Here is a 16295-nt window from a genome sequence, read left to right as displayed (position 1 = left end):
CCTAAGCCTCGTCGTCGATACGCCTCGCAGTCAGGCGCCGGCCACGGGTGATCATCTCGATGAATTGCACCGCCGTCAGTGCCTGGGCGAACAACCAGCCCTGCCCGTAGTTGACGCCTTCGCTGCTGAGCAGCATGGCCTGGGCCTCGTACTCGATACCTTCGGCAATCACCCGCAACTGCAGGGCATGGGCCATGCGGATGATGTGCGGCGCGACACCGCTGCTGGCCGCGTCGTGCCCCAGTGCATCGATAAACGCCTTGTCGATCTTCAGGCAGTCCACCGGCAGCGTCTGCAGGTAGGCGAGGCTGCAATAGCCGGTGCCGAAGTCGTCGATCAGCACCTGGTGCCCGACATCGCGCAGGGCCTGCAGGTTGTCCCGCGCCACCACGACATCGATCAGGCCGCGCTCCGTCACCTCGAAGGCAATCTGGCTGGCCGCCACCCGATGCGCCCGCAGCAGGCGGCCGATGACTTCGCCGATACGCGGGACCATCACATCGCAGGCCGCCAGGTTGACCGAGATATACAGCTGCGGATTGGCCCGCAGCACCGGCCCGAGCTGTTCCAGCAGGCGCTGCAGGACAAAGTCGGTGATCTGGCGGATCTGTCCGGTGTCTTCCGCCAGGGGAATGAACAGGTCCGGGCTGGTCAGCGTGCCGTCCGGGCGACGCCAGCGGATCAGCGCCTCGGCACCGACACAATGGCGACTGCTCAGCTCGAAGATCGGCTGGTAGAGCACCTGCAACTCGCCCCGACGCAACGCCCCCTGCAACTCGCCATTGAGCGATTGCCGCTGCCGGGCGAACTGCAGGGTCAGGCCGCCGATACAGGCCGCGATCAACAGGCTGGCGGGCAGCAGCCACCACCAGAGGGGGTTGAACTGCAACTGCATGGCACTGCGCGGGGCCACCATCACCAACTGGTACTCGGGGGTACGGGTCGGCATGCGGTAGATCAATTCCTGATCAGTGATCAGCAACGGGTCCTTGCCCTGGGTGGTCCAGCCCCGCGGCGGCCAATCCTGCACCGGCCCCAGGACCGGAATCGCCCGCTTGCCGTGATTGACCACCACCAGCAGGCTGGCGCCGGGCGGCAGCTCGACGACATCGGTCAGATGGCCGCGGGAGGTGGAGACCCGGAAGTTGCCGCGCCCGAGCATCAGGGCCGCGAGGTTATCGTTGGGCTGGGTCGAGGTGTTGAGCCAGTAGCTGTAGGTCGGTCCACGGATATCCGGCGCCCGGGAGGAGACCTGTGAATCCTGTCGGGGCCGGTTGGAACAGGACTGCACGGCATCGATGTAGAACGCTTCGTAGATAAACCGGTAGCTGAAGCTCAGTTGCTGCAGGGTATCGATCATCTGCGCGTCGCAATCGCGCAGGGGTTGGGCCTCGAGCAGATCGAGGCCTTCACGCAACTGGCCGAAAAGCTGCTCCAGGCGCTCGAGGAAACGCTGGCCCTGGGCATTCATCTGCTCGCTTTCATGCTGCCGCACCTGGCGCACCACCACACCCAGGCTGCCGCTGAGCAGCAAGGCAGTACTGATCGTGGCCGCGAGCAACGCCAGCGACCAGGGACGATGGAACCAGGAGCGCAACGTCTCGCGAGCGGCCGGCATCATGGAATATCCGAAGAATTACCAATGAGTTATAGCAACTGATTGGCAAAATAGCGCTAACCGTCCGGCGGTGACATTATTTTGACCGGTTAAGCACCTGCAGGATCGCCGCACTCTGTGCATCGGCGACGCCATCGAAACGCCCCGGACGGAAGTGCATCTGGAACGCCGCCAGCACATGCCGCGTGGCCACGTCCCATTCGCCGGTCTGCGGCGTGCTGTAGCCCAGGTACTGGAGCTGCTGCTGGAACCAGGTCGCGCTCGGCAACTGATAGGCGTAGGCCTCCTGCTGGCGCGCCACGGCCTGCTCGTCCGGCCAGACCCCCAGGCCTTCGGCGGCCAGGCGCTTCCAGGGGAACAGTGGCCCGGGATCCTGTTTGCGCAACGGCGCGATATCGCTGTGGCCGATCACATGGCGTGGCTCGATATGATTGCGCTTGACGATGTCCTTGAGCAGGACGACCAGGGCCTGGACCTGGGCTTCGCTGTAGGGATACCAGACGCGCCCGGCCGGCGTATCGCGAAAACCCGGGTTGACGATTTCGATGCCGATCGAGCTGGAGTTGAGCCAGGTGCGCCCCTGCCACTCGCTTTCCCCGGCATGCCAGGCGCGCTGGCTTTCATCCACCAGCTTGTAGATGGTCGCGGGATTGTCGTCGCCGATCAGGTAATGGCTGCTGACCTGGCCATGGGTCAGCAGGCGCAACGAATTTTCCATGTTCGCCGAGGTGTAGTGGACGACGACGAATTGCACGCGGTTATCGTGATTGACCGAAGGGTGGCTGCTATCGATGCGCGGGCCGCTGGAGCAACCCGCCAGCACCAGGGCCGCGAAAAGAAGAGGGAGCAATTTCATGAGAGAGACGACAAGCCAGGGCAGTAGCGCACTAGCATAACGTACGGAAGGCGCCGGCACCGGCCAAAGCAAGACTCTGTCACAAAACGACAGGTCCCGTTCAGCCCAGCTCCACCCGGTTGCGCCCGGCATCCTTGGCCCGGTAGAGCGCCTCATCGGCTCTTTTGAGCACATGATCGCTACGCTCGCCGGCCTTGAACGCCGAGACCCCGATCGACACGGTGATGGTGACGCGCTCGCCCTTGAAGTGGAAAGGGCAGGCTTCAATGGCCGCCCGCAGGTTCTCGGCCAGCTTGAGTCCCGCCGCCACCGGCGCCCCCGGCACCAGCAGGACGAATTCCTCGCCGCCGAAACGGGCGATGAAGTCGCTGGGGCGCAGACGCTTGCGCAATACGCTGGCGATGATCTTCAGCACCTTGTCGCCGGCCAGGTGGCCGTAGTTGTCATTGATGCGCTTGAAATGATCGAGATCGAGCATGGCGATCAGCAGGGTATTGCCATGCTGCTGCCATTGCGCGACCTCATGGTCCAGGCGCTCGCTCCAGGCGGCGCGGTTGGGCAGGCCGGTGAGCGGATCGATCAGGGCCTTTTGCCGCTGTTCTTCGAGGTGATCGCGATAGCCCTGGGCTTCCTGCTCCATGTGCGCGACGCGCTCGGCCAGGCTTTGCAGGCGGGCGGCGACTTCCTGTTCGCGCAGGTCGCGTTGCTGCTGATGCTGGTCCATGGTGCCCAGCAGACCTTCGAGGCGGTTTTCCAACACATGCTTGAGGCTGTCGAGATCGGCGGCGTCCTGCACGCTGCTCTGCAGACCACCGACATGTTCACGCAACTGGCTGTGCAATTCATTCGCCGCCGAGCGACCTTCGGCATGGCCCTCGCTGGCCGCCTGGAGATGGCTCTGGAACGACTCCAGCCGTTCGTTGAGCTGCTTGAGATACACCTCGAACTCATGCTGGCCGCTGTCGTTGATCGCCAGCATCAGCACCGCCAGATCGTCGAGGATCGGCAGCAACTCGTACCAGTTGAGCCCATGTTCGAGTCGATGACGCATGGCTTCGGCATGGGGGCGATGACGCTCGGGCAGCGTCAGGTCGTCCAGCAGGCCGAGCAGGGTGGACTCGATATGCTCGGCCACGGAGCTGTAGGACGGTTCCGGCGATTCCGGCAGCGCATACAGCACATCCGGCTCGGCAGCTTCGGGATCGACTGCCGCCAGGGCTTCGGCCATCACCGGGGGCAACGGCAGGCTGTCGAGGAATGCCGGAGCAGGAGGCGGCACGGGGGTGACAGCCTCGGGCTGGTCGGGGGGTTCAACGATGGCAGGCGCGGGTTCCGCCGGCACCGCGGGTGCCACCTCGACCCCTGGCGCGACCACGACATCGCTGGCTGCCGGCGTGTCCGGTGCCGGTGCGCTGGCAGGCGCCGGGACCGGCCCGGAAAGCACCACGGGCGGCGCGTAGGCAACCACTTCGGCGGGGACCGCCGGCAACACCGGCTCGACCTGCGGCTCCGGCTCACTGGCCGCGACTGCGGGAGCGGGCGCGTCGGCAACGGACGCAACCGCCACCACTGGAGTGACATGCTCGGGCGCGGGTGGTGCGCTATCCATCTTCGCCGCAGGCTCCACCGACAGCGGCGAAGCAACCGGCACCGCGGCTGGAGGGGCGGCGACGGGCGCCTGGGGCGGGGCGGCGTCAGTCGCCGGTTCCACCGGTTCTTTCGAGCCGAACAAACGCTGCAACAGTCCCGGACGCTCCGGCCCGGCAGGCTGTTCAAGCTGGGTCAGGGCCTTGCCCTGCAAGCCGCTCAGTTCGCTGAGCAGCAGGGGAATCTCGCGGGCCTGGCCGACCCGGCCATCGAGCTGCTTGGCGAAGTTCTTCAGTGGCCGGCTGACTTCTCGCGGCAGCGGCAGGGACTGCAACTGGGTCACCAGGGCCGTCAAGGCGGTGCTGATCTGCTCGACACGGGTCTCGCGCCGCTGCTCGGAGTCGAGCACGGCTTTTTCCAGGCGTGGCAACAGGGCCGCCAGGGGGCCGTCCATATCGTCGGTGCGCACCACCTCGCGCATTTCCTTCATGCACTGGTCGACCGCGCGATCGGTACCTTCCGCCGCCAGGGTGCTGCGCACCAGCCCACGGCGAAGCAGGTCCAGGCGAGCATCCCAGCGGCGCTCGAGCTTTTCCTGTTGTTCGATGCTTTTAAGGTACTTCTCTTTCCAGCGCTGGGCTTCTTCGCTGCTCATTGCACGGCGTCCGCGAGATTTAGCTACTCAAGGCCGGCAACGTATCAGAACCGATGGAACCTGGCAGGCGAATTTCCACGGCAACCGGTAAATGATCGGAAATCGGCTGGGCCAGCACCTGTACCCGCTCCAGGGTCAGGGTCGGGCTGAGCAGGATATGATCAAGGCAGCGTTGCGGACGCCAGCTGGGAAAGGTCGCCTCGACCTGCGGTGCAACCAGCCCCAGGTCACGCAGGGGCGAGTGTTGCAGCAGGTCGCTGGCATGGGTGTTCATGTCGCCCATCAGCACCTGGTGCTTGAAGCCGCCGATCAGCTCACGGATATACGCCAGTTGCCGGGTCCGCGTACGGGCGCCCAGTGCCAGGTGCATCATGACCACCACCAGCGCCTCCGGGCCTTCGCCGAACCGCACCAGGATGGCGCCGCGACCGGCCGGACCGGGCAGCGGGTGATCCTCGATCGCCCAGGGACGCAGGCGGCTGAGCACGCCATTGCTGTGCTGGGCCAGGCGACCGAGGTTGCGATTGAGTTGCTGGTACCAGTAGGGAAAGGCCCCGAGCTGGGCCAGGTGCTCGACCTGATTGATGTAGCCCGAGCGCAGGCTGCCGCCATCGGCTTCCTGCAGGGCCACCAGGTCGAAATCGCCGAGCAGGCCGCCGATCTTCTGCAGGTTGTCGGCCCGCCCGGTGTGCGGCAGCAGGTGCTGCCAGCCACGGGTCAGGTAATGCCGGTAACGCTGGGTGCTGATACCGACCTGGATATTGAAGCTGAGCAGTCTCAGGCGGTTGTCCGCCGGCAGGCCGCTGGCTTCCAGATGGTGTTCGTTGACCTTCGGCTCATGAAGGCCAACGATGCGTTCCGAACCCCAGCGAGCCATGGCCGGGCGCCTTACTTGGCGGCTGTCGCGCCGGCCGCCCGCTCTTTGGCGATCAGCTGATCGGCCACGTTCAGCGCCGCTTCCGGACCGCCGGCGGTGCCGAGGTCGAAGCGGTACTTGCCGTTGACGATCATGGTCGGTACGCCACTGACTTCATACTTCTTGGCCAGTTCGGTGACCTGGACGATCTTGCCCTTGATGGCGAAGGAGTTGAAGGTGGCCAGGAACTTGTCCTTGTCCACGCCCTGAGTCGCGACGAAGTCGGCCATTTCCGCAGGGTCGAGCAGCTTCTTGTGCTCTTTCTGGATGGCGTTGAAGACCGCGGCATGCACCTTGTGCTCGACACCCATGGCTTCCAGGGTCAGGAACAGCTGGCCGTGGGCATTCCACGGGCCGCCGAACATGGCGGGGATACGCACGAAGTGCACGTCCGCCGGCAGCTTCTCGACCCATGGATTGATGGTCGGTTCAAAAGCGTAGCAATGCGGGCAGCCGTACCAGAACAGCTCGACCACTTCGATCTTGCCTGGCTCCGAGATCGGCACCGGGTTCTTCAGTTCCACATAGGTCTCACCGGGTTTCAACGGTACGTCGGCTGCCTGGGCCGTCATGCCGAACAGGCTGGCGGTGACGAGTGCGGCGCTGAGGATCAGATTACGCATGCTTTACTCCTGGACATTAAGACGTCGCTTCCGTCGCGACCTGTATTTCAGACAGACCGAGCGGGCTCTTAGTTCGTTAGTGTAACGGCAGCGGCCACAAAAAAGGGCGGCCAAGGCCACCCTTTTATCGTTGCAGCGAAGGATTAATCGATCATTAACGCGGGGAAAGATACGCCTCTTTCATCCCGCCGTCCGACTCCAACTCAGTGCAGGCCCTGCACGTAGCTGGAAACCGCCTCGATATCCTTGTTGCTCAGCTTCGCGGCGATGCTCTGCATGATCTTGCTGTCGCCGTCGTTGGTGCGGGTCCCTTCGCGGAAGTCGGTCAGCTGCTTGGCGACGTACTGCGCGTGCTGGCCGCCCAGGTGCGGGAAGCCGGCGGCGGCGTTGCCCGCGCCGTTGGGCGAGTGGCAACCGGTGCAGGACGGCATGCCCTGGTCCAGCTTGCCGCCACGGAACAACTCTTCACCGCGAGCCACGACCTTCGGATCGGCGGCGCCGACACTGCCCTTCTGGCTGGCGAAATAGGCGGCGACGTCGGCAATGTCCTGGTCGCTGAGGTTGGTCAGCAGGCCGGTCATCTCCAGGACGGTACGCTTGCCCGACTTGATGTCGTGCAGTTGCTTGTCCAGGTAACGCTCGCCCTGGCCCGCCAGTTTCGGAAAGTTGGGCGCCATGCTGTTGCCATCAGGACCATGGCAGGCACCACACACAGCGGCTTTTGCCTGACCGGCAGCGGCGTCGCCTGCGGCATGGGCGAGGCCGGTGATCCCCAGGGTCAACAGCAGACTCACGATCAATTTGTTCATCAGCTAATCCAACTACGGCTAAGGGTTAAGAGTTATGGACCGGGCTTACTCGCTCATCCATTGGATGATGCTTCGGTAATCCTCGGCACTGCAGTCCATGCACAAACCACGCGGCGGCATCGCCTTGAAACCCTGAGTCACGTGTTGCACCAGCACGTCCATGCCTTGGGCCATTCTTGGCTTCCAGGCGACCTGATCGCCCTTCTTCGGGGCCATCGGCAACTGTCCGGCATGACAGGCACTGCAAACACGGTTGTACACGGCTTCCGGATCCTGTGTAGCCTGAGCGCCGCAAAGCGGTATCAGGACACCGACAACGAGCAGCCATCTAGTCATGAAACGACCTTTTCAGGGTTGGGAACGTGCCGCGTTCTATTGCGCAGCCTGGGTCAATCGTCCCCGTGTTCTTCATCCTACGTTGGGACAAAGCGCACACAAAATCTGCGGCATTATATACTGGCGCTACTGAAACGGAAACGACACAGCTTGTCGCGCCCCCCGGCACCGCCCACATCGGAAATCCCATGCAACTCAAGAATCCCATTCTCGGCCTGTGCCAACAGTCCACCTTCATGCTCAGCGCGGCCAAAGTCGACCAGTGTCCGGACGACGAAGGCTTTGAAGTGGCCTTTGCCGGCCGTTCCAATGCCGGCAAGTCCAGTGCGCTGAACACCCTGACCCACGCCAGCCTGGCGCGTACCTCGAAAACCCCGGGACGCACACAGCTGTTGAACTTCTTCAAGCTAGACGATGAACGCCGTCTGGTCGACCTTCCGGGCTACGGTTATGCAAAAGTACCGATCCCGCTCAAGCAACACTGGCAGCGTCACCTGGAAGCCTACCTGGGCAGCCGCGAGAGTCTGAAGGGCCTGATCCTGATGATGGACATCCGTCATCCAATGACCGACTTCGACCTGCTGATGCTCGACTGGGCGATCGCCAGTGGCATGCCGATGCACATCCTGCTGACCAAGGCGGACAAGCTGACCTACGGCGCGGCGAAGAACACCCTGCTCAAGGTCCAGGCGGAAATCCGCAAGGGCTGGGGCGACGCGGTGACCATCCAGCTGTTCTCGGCGCCCAAGCGCATGGGCCTGGAAGAGGCCTACACTGTATTGGCGGACTGGATGGAACTGGCGGACAAGGGCAGCGAAGCGCAGGCCGAATAACCAGAGCGGACGCGGAGCGTCCAGGGCGGCATTCCCACGCGGAGCGTGGGAACGATCAATGACCGGAGCGAACGAAAAAGCGGCGTTCAGGGCCCCGAATGAGCGTTTTTCGTCCGCTTTCAACGCAGCCTGGGCGCACCACGGGTCGTTCGGGACAAAAAAAACCCCGGACTTCGTATGGGGAGGGGAAGTTCGGGGTCCAAGTTCCGGACCGCTAGGGCGGGGTCCAGATATCTGCCAACACTTAACACAACATAGGAGCATCGAAGGGCTTCACCAGCCATTCAGTAACTCTGAGTCCGGTTTCACCGGTTTAGTTCCGAACTGTTTCAAAAACTATTTGGCATAGCCCCTGAACATTTCAGAACTAATGGCATTTCGATGCTGTTTCCGTAGGAGCCGGCTTGCCGGCGATGACGTCCGGATGGACGCAGCAAGCCTCAAGGACCTCATCGCCGGCAAGCCGGCTCCTACAGGTTTTTTGGCAAGGCGATATTTTGCCGTCAGACACCTATTGTGGGAGCCGGCTTGCTGGCGATGGCGTCCGGATGGACGCCGCAAGCCTCAGGGGCCTCATCGCCGGCAAGCCGGCTCCTACAGGTGAGCGCGGCGCATCCGGGCTCAGTGCGCCTCGTCCCAGTTGTTGCCCACCCCGACTTCGACCAGCAACGGCACATCCAGCTGCACCGCGCCACTCATGTGCTCGCGGATCTTCTCGCTGACCTCGGCCACCAGGTCCTCACGCACCTCGAGCACCAGTTCGTCGTGCACCTGGAGAATGACCTTGGCGTCCAGGCCGGAACTGGTCAGCCAGTCGTCCACCTTGACCATCGCCTTCTTGATGATGTCCGCCGCGGTACCCTGCATCGGCGCGTTGATCGCCGTGCGCTCGGCCGCCGCGCGCTCCTGGGGCCGGTTGGAATGGATATCCGGCAGGTACAGCCGGCGGCCGAACAGGGTCTCGACGTAGCCCTGCTCCGATGCCTGGCCGCGGGTGCGCTCCATGTACTCGCGAACGCCTGGGTAACGGGCGAAGTAGACATCGATATAGGCCTTGGCGGTCTTGGTGTCGACGCCGATGTCCTTGCCCAGTTTCTGCGCGCCCATGCCGTAGATCAGGCCGAAGTTGATCGCCTTGGCGCCGCGCCGCTGGTCGGAAGTGACCTCGCCCAGCTCGACCTTGAATACCTCGGCCGCCGTCGCCGTGTGCACGTCGAGGTTGTCGCGGAAGGCATTGAGCAGGCCTTCGTCCTTCGACAGGTGGGCCATGATCCGTAGCTCGATCTGCGAATAGTCCGCCGCCAGCAGCTTGTAGCCCTTAGGGGCGACAAACGCCTGGCGAATGCGCCGCCCCTCGGCGGTGCGCACGGGGATGTTCTGCAGGTTCGGATCGCTGGAGGACAGACGCCCGGTGGCGGCCACGGCCTGGTGATAGGAGGTGTGGATACGCCCGGTGCGCGGGTTGATCTGCTCCGGCAGGCGATCGGTGTAGGTGCTCTTGAGCTTGCTCATGGAGCGGTACTGCATCAGCACCTTGGGCAGCGGATAGTCGTCTTCGGCCAGCTTGGCGAGGACTTCCTCGGCGGTGGAGGCCTGGCCCTTGCCGGTCTTCTTCAGCACCGGCAGGCCGAGTTTCTCGTAGAGAATGACCCCCAACTGCTTGGGCGAGCCGAGATTGAACTCTTCACCGGCGATCTCGAACGCCTGGCGCTCCAGCTCGACCATCTTGTTGCCCAGCTCGATGCTCTGGACGCCCAGCAGCTCCTTGTCCACCAGGGCACCCTGGCGCTCGATCCGGGCCAGTACCGGCACCAGCGGGATCTCGATATCGCTGAGCACGCTGGCCAGGCTCGGAATGGCGGCCAGTTGCTCATGCAGCGCCTGGTGCAGGCGCAGGGTCACGTCGGCATCTTCCGCCGCATAGTGGCCGGCCTGTTCCAGGGGAATCTGGTCGAAGGTCAGTTGCTTGGCGCCCTTGCCGGCGATGTCCTGGAAGCTGACGGTGTCGTGGTCGAGGTACTTCTTCGCCAGGCTGTCCATGTCGTGACGGGTCGCGGTGGAATTCAGCACGTAGGATTCGAGCATGGTGTCGAAGGCAATGCCGCGCACGGTGATGCCCTGCGACGGGTCGCCGCCGATGGCGCAATTGGCCAGGATATTCATGTCGAACTTGGCGTGCTGGCCGACCTTGAGCTTGTCCGGGTCTTCCAGCAGCGGTTTCAGCGCCAGCAGCACGCTGTCACGGTCCAGTTGCTCCGGCACGCCGATATAGGAGTGGGTCAACGGGATATAGGCCGCTTCATTGGCCTGCACGGCAAAGGAAAGCCCGACCAGCTGCGCCTGCTGGGCGTCGATCCCGGTGGTTTCGGTATCGAAGGCGAACAGCCTGGCGTCCTTGAGCTTCTGCAACCAGACATCGAAGCGGGCCTGGTCGAGGATGGTTTCGTACCGCGGCTCGCCGGACACCGGCTCCACCGCTGCGACCGCGCCCGCGGCGGCCGGCTCGGAGGCTGTCGGGACGGACTCGGCAACAGCCTGCAGTTCGGCGCGCTTGGCTTCGCGCTGCAACTCGTCGATCCAGCTCTTGAACTCCAGCGTGGCATACAGCTCGGCGAGCTTTTCCCGGTCCGGCTCGCCCAGGTGCAGGTCCTCCAGGCCGATATCCAGCGGCACATCGACCTTGATCGTCGCCAGCCGGTAGGACAGGAAGGCCATTTCTTCATGTTCGAGCAATTTGGCCGGCAGGGTTTTCGCCCCACGGATCGGCAGGGTCGGCACCAGGTCGAGGTTGGCGTAGAGCTCCTTGAGGCCACCGTTGACCCCCACCAGCAGGGCGACGGCGGTCTTCTCGCCCACGCCCTTGACCCCGGGGATGTTGTCGGAAGAGTCGCCCATCAGCGCCAGCAGGTCGATGATCTGCTCGGGAGCGACGCCAAACTTCGCCTTCACGCCAGCCACGTCCATGGACGTTTCGTTCATGGTGTTGACCAGGGTAATGTGCCCGTCGACCAACTGCGCCATGTCCTTGTCGCCGGTGGAAATCACCACCGGGCGGTCCGCCGCCGCGCTGCTGCGGGCGAGGGTGCCGATCACATCGTCGGCCTCCACGCCTTCCACGCACAGCAGCGGGAAGCCCATGGCACGGACGCTGGCATGCAGCGGTTCGATCTGCACGCGCATGTCATCGGGCATGCTCGGACGGTTGGCCTTGTAGTCGGCGTACATCTCGTCGCGAAAGGTCCCGCCCTTGGCGTCGAACACCACGGCAAACGGGCTGTCCGGGTACTGCTTGCGCAGGCTGCGGAGCATGTTCAGGACGCCCTTCACCGCGCCGGTCGGCAGACCTTTGGAAGTGGTGAGCGGCGGCATCGCGTGAAACGCGCGGTAGAGGTACGAAGAACCGTCCACCAGGACGAGAGGGGCTTTGCTCATGAGCACGATCAACCTTTTCGGCGGGTCCGGCGCTAGAATAGCGGGACCGTTGACGACAAAGGGACAAGGTTATCATGCGCACGCTCAATCGCCTGTTGTTGGCCGGCCTGTTTGCGATCACTCCGCTGGCGGCCATCGCCGCGGATGACGCACCCTCGGCCGATCCGGAAGTAACCATCCGCACGGAAGGCGATAAAGTCATCCAGGAGTACCGGCAAAATGGCTTTCTGTACGCCATCAAGGTCACCCCCAAGGGTGCCCCGCCTTACTTCCTGGTACGCGCCGACGGAAGTGATGCAAACTTTATCCGTTCGGACCAGCCGGATATGCTGATTCCGTCATGGAAGATCTTCGAATGGAAATAGCCCTTTAACCTTGATCGGCGCCGGCTCAATCGCGGCGCCCGTACTGGCAGTTCTAACCATGTCTGTGTTCACCCCCCTGGCTCGGCCTGAGCTGGAAACCTTTCTCGCCCCTTACGGGCTCGGTCGCTTGCTCGATTTCCAGGGAATTGCCGCCGGTAGCGAAAACACCAATTTCTTTATCAGCCTGGAGAAGGGCGAATACGTCCTGACCCTGGTGGAGCGCGGGCCGGTCCAGGAAATGCCGTTCTTCATCGACCTGCTGGACGTGCTCCATGGCGCCGACCTGCCGGTGCCCTACGCCCTGCGCACCACCGATGGCGAGGCTCTGCGCGAGCTGGCCGGCAAGCCGGCGCTGCTGCAACCGCGCCTGGCCGGCAAGCACATCAAGCAGGCCAATGCCCAGCATTGCGCGCAGGTGGGCGAACTGCTCGGCCACCTGCACCTGGCGACCCGCGACAGAATCCTCGAACGTCGCACCGATCGCGGCCTGGACTGGATGCTCGAAGAGGGCGCCCAGTTCATGTCGCACCTGAGCGCCGAGCCCCAGGCCCTGCTGCAGGCGGCACTGGATGAGATCACCCGGCTCAAGGCGCAGATCCTCGCCCTGCCACGGGCGAACATCCACGCCGACCTGTTCCGTGACAACACGATGTTCGAAGGCACGCACCTGACCGGCCTGATCGACTTCTACAACGCCTGCTCCGGGCCGATGCTGTATGACGTGGCGATTGCCTTGAATGACTGGTGCTCGGACGAGGCCGGCCAGATCGACGGCCAACGCGCCCGGGCGCTGCTGGGGGCCTACGCCGGCCTGCGGCCCTTTACCGCGGCCGAGGCCGAGTTGTGGCCGACACTGCTGCGGGTGGCGTGCGTGCGCTTCTGGCTGTCCCGGCTGATCGCCGCCGAGTCCTTTGCCGGACAGGACGTGCTGATTCACGATCCGATGGAGTTCCAGCTGCGCCTGGCGCAGCGGCAGAAGATCAGCACACCGCTGCCGTTTGCCCTGTAAAACCGTTCCCCTTGCCGGCGATGGTGCTCGATCAGGCGATGCAAGGCTCCAGGGCCTCATCGCTGGCAAGCCAGCTCCCACAGGGCGTTGTGGCGAACACCGAAGTGGCAGACGACACACGCCTCCTGTAGGAGCCGGCTTGCTGGCGATGGCGGCCGATCAGGCGATGCAAGGCTCCAGGGCCTCATCGCTGGCAAGCCAGCTCCTACAGGGATTCCAGGCAACCCGCCAGGTCGTTGCCGAGTTTCTCCAGCACCTGCTCGTAACCATGGGCAGCCGCCGGCGTATAACCGCCCAGGGCATCCAGCTCCGCCAGTTTCACCGGCAGGCCGGAGACCAGGGTCTCGGCCAGGCGCGGGCGCAACGGCGGCTCGCTGAACACACAGGTCTTGCCGACCTCCTGCAGGCGCGTACGCATCGCCGCGACATGCTGGGCACCGGGCTGCACTTCGGCGGCCACGCTGAACACGCCGGTGTGCTTGAGCCCGTAGGCGTCTTCGAAATAATCGAATGCCTCGTGGAAAACGAAGTAGGGCTTGTTGGCAACGCCGGCCAGGCGCGCTTTCAGACGCGCATCCAGCGCATCCAGGCGCCCGTCGAACGCCTCGACATTGTGCTGATAGCGCTGGGCGTTGGCCGGATCGGCCTTGCTCAGGTCGGCGGCCATGCGCGCGGCGATCACCCGCGCATTCACCGTCGACAGCCACAAGTGTGCATCCAGCGAACCCGGGCGGTGGTCGTGGTCGTGCTCATCGGCGTCTTCGGCATGGGAATGGCTGTCTTCGGCGAAACGGCGCAGCTTCATGCCCGGCAGGTCCTGCACCGCCACGGTCGGCAGGCTGCGGCCCTTGAGCACCCGTGGCAGAAAGCTTTCCATGTCCGGCCCGATCCAGTAGAGCAGGTCCACCGACTGCACCTTGCGCACGTCGGAAGGCCGCAGCGCGTAGTTGTGCGGCGAAGCCCCCGGCGGCAACAGCACCTCGGGCGTGTCCACGCCGTCCTGCACCGCGGCGGCGATCAGTTGCAGGGGCTTGATGCTGGTCAGGACGTTGACCTGGGCCTGGACAGGGCCGATCACGAACAAACCGGCGCTTAAAGCGACAAAAAAGGTAAAAAGACGGGACACGATGGGCACTCAAGGCGGCAGGAACAGGTAACATAATAACGTCTCTCACAACAATCGTCGCCGCTCTCATGCCTAAAACACCCCTTGCCAGTCGTCCCCACGATCACTCTCACTGCGTGCACAGCGCGCTGTCCGAGGCCGATGCCCTGTGCGCACGGCAAGGCCTGCGCCTGACCGCCCTGCGGCGGCGGGTGCTGGAACTGGTGTGGCAGAGCCACAAGCCACTGGGCGCCTACGACATCCTCGCCGTGCTCAGCGAGCAGGACGGACGCCGCGCCGCGCCACCGACGGTCTACCGGGCGCTGGACTTCCTGCTGGACAACGGCCTGGTCCATCGCATCGCCTCGCTCAACGCCTTTGTCGGCTGCAACAATCCGGAGCACGCCCACCAGGGCCAGTTCCTGATCTGTCGCAGTTGCCACGCGGCCATCGAGCTCGAACAGAAGGCCATCAGCGACGCGATCATCCAGGGCGCCAGGGATGTCGGCTTCATCGTCGAAGCCCAGACCGTCGAAGTGGTCGGGCTCTGCTCGGGCTGCCAGGGGGCCTGATGAGCACTGCGCTGATTCGCCTTGAGCAGGTGGGCGTGACCTTTGCCGGGCAGAACGTGCTCGACAACATTCACCTGAGCGTCGAACCCCGGCAGATCGTCACCCTGATCGGCCCCAACGGTGCCGGCAAGACCACTCTGGTACGCGCCGTGCTCGGCCTGCTCAAGCCCGACCGCGGCAGTGTCTGGCGCAAGCCGAAGCTGCGGGTCGGCTACATGCCGCAGAAACTGCACGTCGATCCGACCCTGCCGCTGTCGGTGCTGCGGTTCCTGCGGCTGGTGCCGGGGGTCGACCGTGCCCGGGCGCTGGCCGCCCTGGGCGAAGTCGGTGCCGAACAGGTGATCGACAGTCCGGTGCAAAGCATCTCCGGCGGCGAAATGCAGCGCGTGCTGCTGGCCCGGGCGCTGTTGCGCGAACCCGAGCTGCTGGTGCTCGACGAACCGGTGCAGGGCGTCGACGTCGCCGGGCAAGCCGAGCTCTACAGCCTGATCACCCGCTTGCGCGACCGCCATGGCTGCGGCGTGCTGATGGTCTCCCACGACCTGCACCTGGTGATGAGCACCACCGACCAGGTGGTCTGCCTCAACCGTCATGTCTGCTGCTCCGGCCATCCCGAGCAGGTCAGCGGCGACCCGGCCTTCGTCGAGCTGTTCGGCAAGAACGCGCAGAGCCTGGCGATCTATCACCACCATCACGACCACGCCCACGACCTGCATGGCGCGGTGGTCAGCGAAGAGGCCCCGGCGGCCCACGTCCACGTTCACGGAGATAGCTGCAAGCATGGCTGATTTTCTGCTCTACGCCCTGCTCGCAGGCCTGGCTCTGGCGCTGGTGGCGGGCCCGCTGGGCTCGTTCGTGGTCTGGCGGCGCATGGCCTATTTCGGCGACACCCTGTCCCACGCCGCCTTGCTCGGCGTGGCCCTGGGCTTTCTGCTGGATGTCAGCCCGACCCTGGCCGTGACCGTCGGCTGCCTGCTGCTGGCGGTGCTGCTGGTGACCCTGCAACAGCGCCAGCCACTGGCTTCCGACACGCTGCTGGGGATTCTCGCCCCCAGCACCCTGTCCCTTGGCCTGGTGGTCCTGAGCTTCATGCACGAAGTGCGCATCGACCTGATGGCCTACCTGTTCGGCGACCTGCTGGCGATCAGCAGCACCGACCTGGCCTGGATCCTCGGCGGCAGCGCGGCGGTGCTGGTGCTGCTGGTCAGCCTCTGGCGGCCGCTGCTGGCGATCACCGTGCACGAGGAACTGGCGACGGTCGAAGGCCTGCCGGTCGCGACCCTGCGCATGGCCCTGATGCTGCTGATCGCCGTGGTGATCGCGGTGGCGATGAAGATTGTCGGCGTGCTGTTGATCACCTCGCTGCTGATCATTCCGGCGGCGGCGGCCCAGCGTCATGCCCGCTCGCCGGAACAGATGGCCCTCGGCGCCAGCGTCCTGGGGATGCTCGCGGTATGCGGCGGGCTGGCGCTTTCCTGGTTCAAGGACACCCCCGCCGGCCCGTCGATCGTGGTCACCGCCGCCGGGCTGTTTCTGCTGAGTTTTGTCCTGCCACGCAGAGGGGTGTAGACTTGCTCGT

The 16295-nt window shown here is 64.4% G+C and carries 15 protein-coding genes; 6 read left to right on the top strand and 9 right to left on the bottom strand.

From position 1 onward, the window contains the following. Position 1 precedes the first annotated feature (1 nt). From ACL9RJ_RS22320 to ACL9RJ_RS22290, 7 genes are all read right to left on the bottom strand, one after another. A complete protein-coding gene (locus ACL9RJ_RS22320; protein ID WP_177087471.1) occupies positions 2 to 1618 on the bottom strand; it encodes an EAL domain-containing protein in 1617 nt (538 codons plus the stop codon). Between the two features lie 76 nt (positions 1619 to 1694). After that, complete coding sequence (locus tag ACL9RJ_RS22315; protein WP_422765685.1) at positions 1695 to 2474, bottom strand: N-acetylmuramoyl-L-alanine amidase; 780 nt, start codon at positions 2472 to 2474, stop codon at positions 1695 to 1697. A 100-nt stretch (positions 2475 to 2574) separates the two neighbouring features. Next, the gene (locus ACL9RJ_RS22310) at positions 2575 to 4716 is read right to left on the bottom strand and encodes a GGDEF domain-containing protein (RefSeq protein ID WP_422765684.1); all 2142 of its coding nucleotides are present in this window, start codon (positions 4714 to 4716) and stop codon (positions 2575 to 2577) included. A 19-nt stretch (positions 4717 to 4735) separates the two neighbouring features. Next, on the bottom strand, positions 4736 to 5593 hold the full coding sequence (locus tag ACL9RJ_RS22305) for an endonuclease/exonuclease/phosphatase family protein (protein WP_017129197.1): 858 nt from the start codon (positions 5591 to 5593) through the stop codon (positions 4736 to 4738). A gap of 11 nt (positions 5594 to 5604) precedes the next feature. Beyond that, positions 5605 to 6255, bottom strand: a complete 651-nt coding sequence (locus ACL9RJ_RS22300) for a thiol:disulfide interchange protein DsbA/DsbL (protein ID WP_017129198.1) — start codon at positions 6253 to 6255, stop codon at positions 5605 to 5607. 203 nt (positions 6256 to 6458) lie between these two features. Then, positions 6459 to 7064, bottom strand: a complete 606-nt coding sequence (locus ACL9RJ_RS22295; RefSeq protein ID WP_017129199.1) for a c-type cytochrome — start codon at positions 7062 to 7064, stop codon at positions 6459 to 6461. A gap of 45 nt (positions 7065 to 7109) precedes the next feature. Further along, positions 7110 to 7400 (bottom strand): c-type cytochrome, encoded by a 291-nt coding sequence (locus ACL9RJ_RS22290; protein ID WP_042936980.1) that lies wholly within the window; start codon positions 7398 to 7400, stop codon positions 7110 to 7112. 188 nt (positions 7401 to 7588) lie between these two features. Between ACL9RJ_RS22290 and yihA the strand changes: the two genes are divergently transcribed. After that, a complete protein-coding gene (gene yihA / locus ACL9RJ_RS22285; RefSeq protein ID WP_177087423.1) occupies positions 7589 to 8233 on the top strand; it encodes a ribosome biogenesis GTP-binding protein YihA/YsxC in 645 nt (214 codons plus the stop codon). Positions 8234 to 8854: 621 nt separating this feature from the next. Here yihA and polA read toward each other — a convergent pair. Continuing rightward, positions 8855 to 11665 carry a DNA polymerase I gene (gene polA, locus ACL9RJ_RS22280; RefSeq protein ID WP_422765683.1) on the bottom strand — a complete coding sequence of 937 codons (2811 nt, stop codon included), beginning with the start codon at positions 11663 to 11665 and terminating at the stop codon, positions 8855 to 8857. Between the two features lie 74 nt (positions 11666 to 11739). Between polA and ACL9RJ_RS22275 the strand changes: the two genes are divergently transcribed. After that, positions 11740 to 12030, top strand: coding sequence for a DUF2782 domain-containing protein (locus tag ACL9RJ_RS22275; protein ID WP_017129203.1), 291 nt, complete (start codon positions 11740 to 11742; stop codon positions 12028 to 12030). 58 nt (positions 12031 to 12088) lie between these two features. Further along, positions 12089 to 13039, top strand: a complete 951-nt coding sequence (locus tag ACL9RJ_RS22270; RefSeq protein ID WP_422765682.1) for a homoserine kinase — start codon at positions 12089 to 12091, stop codon at positions 13037 to 13039. A gap of 205 nt (positions 13040 to 13244) precedes the next feature. Here the strand turns inward: ACL9RJ_RS22270 and ACL9RJ_RS22265 are convergent, their stop codons facing one another. Further along, on the bottom strand, positions 13245 to 14174 hold the full coding sequence (locus ACL9RJ_RS22265; protein ID WP_177062076.1) for a zinc ABC transporter substrate-binding protein: 930 nt from the start codon (positions 14172 to 14174) through the stop codon (positions 13245 to 13247). Between the two features lie 59 nt (positions 14175 to 14233). On the opposite strand from ACL9RJ_RS22265, the gene zur reads away from it, so the two are divergent. From zur to znuB, 3 genes are read left to right on the top strand one after another with little or no spacing between them, the layout of a single operon-like run. After that, entirely contained in the window at positions 14234 to 14716 is a 483-nt protein-coding gene (gene zur / locus ACL9RJ_RS22260) for a zinc uptake transcriptional repressor Zur (RefSeq protein ID WP_042936988.1), read from the top strand. Beyond that, complete coding sequence (gene znuC, locus ACL9RJ_RS22255; RefSeq protein ID WP_017129207.1) at positions 14716 to 15504, top strand: zinc ABC transporter ATP-binding protein ZnuC; 789 nt, start codon at positions 14716 to 14718, stop codon at positions 15502 to 15504. Before zur ends, znuC begins: the two co-directional genes overlap by 1 nt. Further along, the gene (gene znuB / locus ACL9RJ_RS22250) at positions 15497 to 16285 is read left to right on the top strand and encodes a zinc ABC transporter permease subunit ZnuB (protein ID WP_017129208.1); all 789 of its coding nucleotides are present in this window, start codon (positions 15497 to 15499) and stop codon (positions 16283 to 16285) included. Before znuC ends, znuB begins: the two co-directional genes overlap by 8 nt. Positions 16286 to 16295: the final 10 nt, after the last annotated feature.

Source organism: Pseudomonas sp. Mn2068 (genome assembly GCF_049319725.1).
GTDB classification, from domain to species: Bacteria; Pseudomonadota; Gammaproteobacteria; order Pseudomonadales; family Pseudomonadaceae; genus Aquipseudomonas; species Aquipseudomonas gingeri.
The sequence above is the reverse complement of the archived record's forward strand: the minus strand, read 5'-3'. Positions and strand labels throughout refer to the sequence as shown.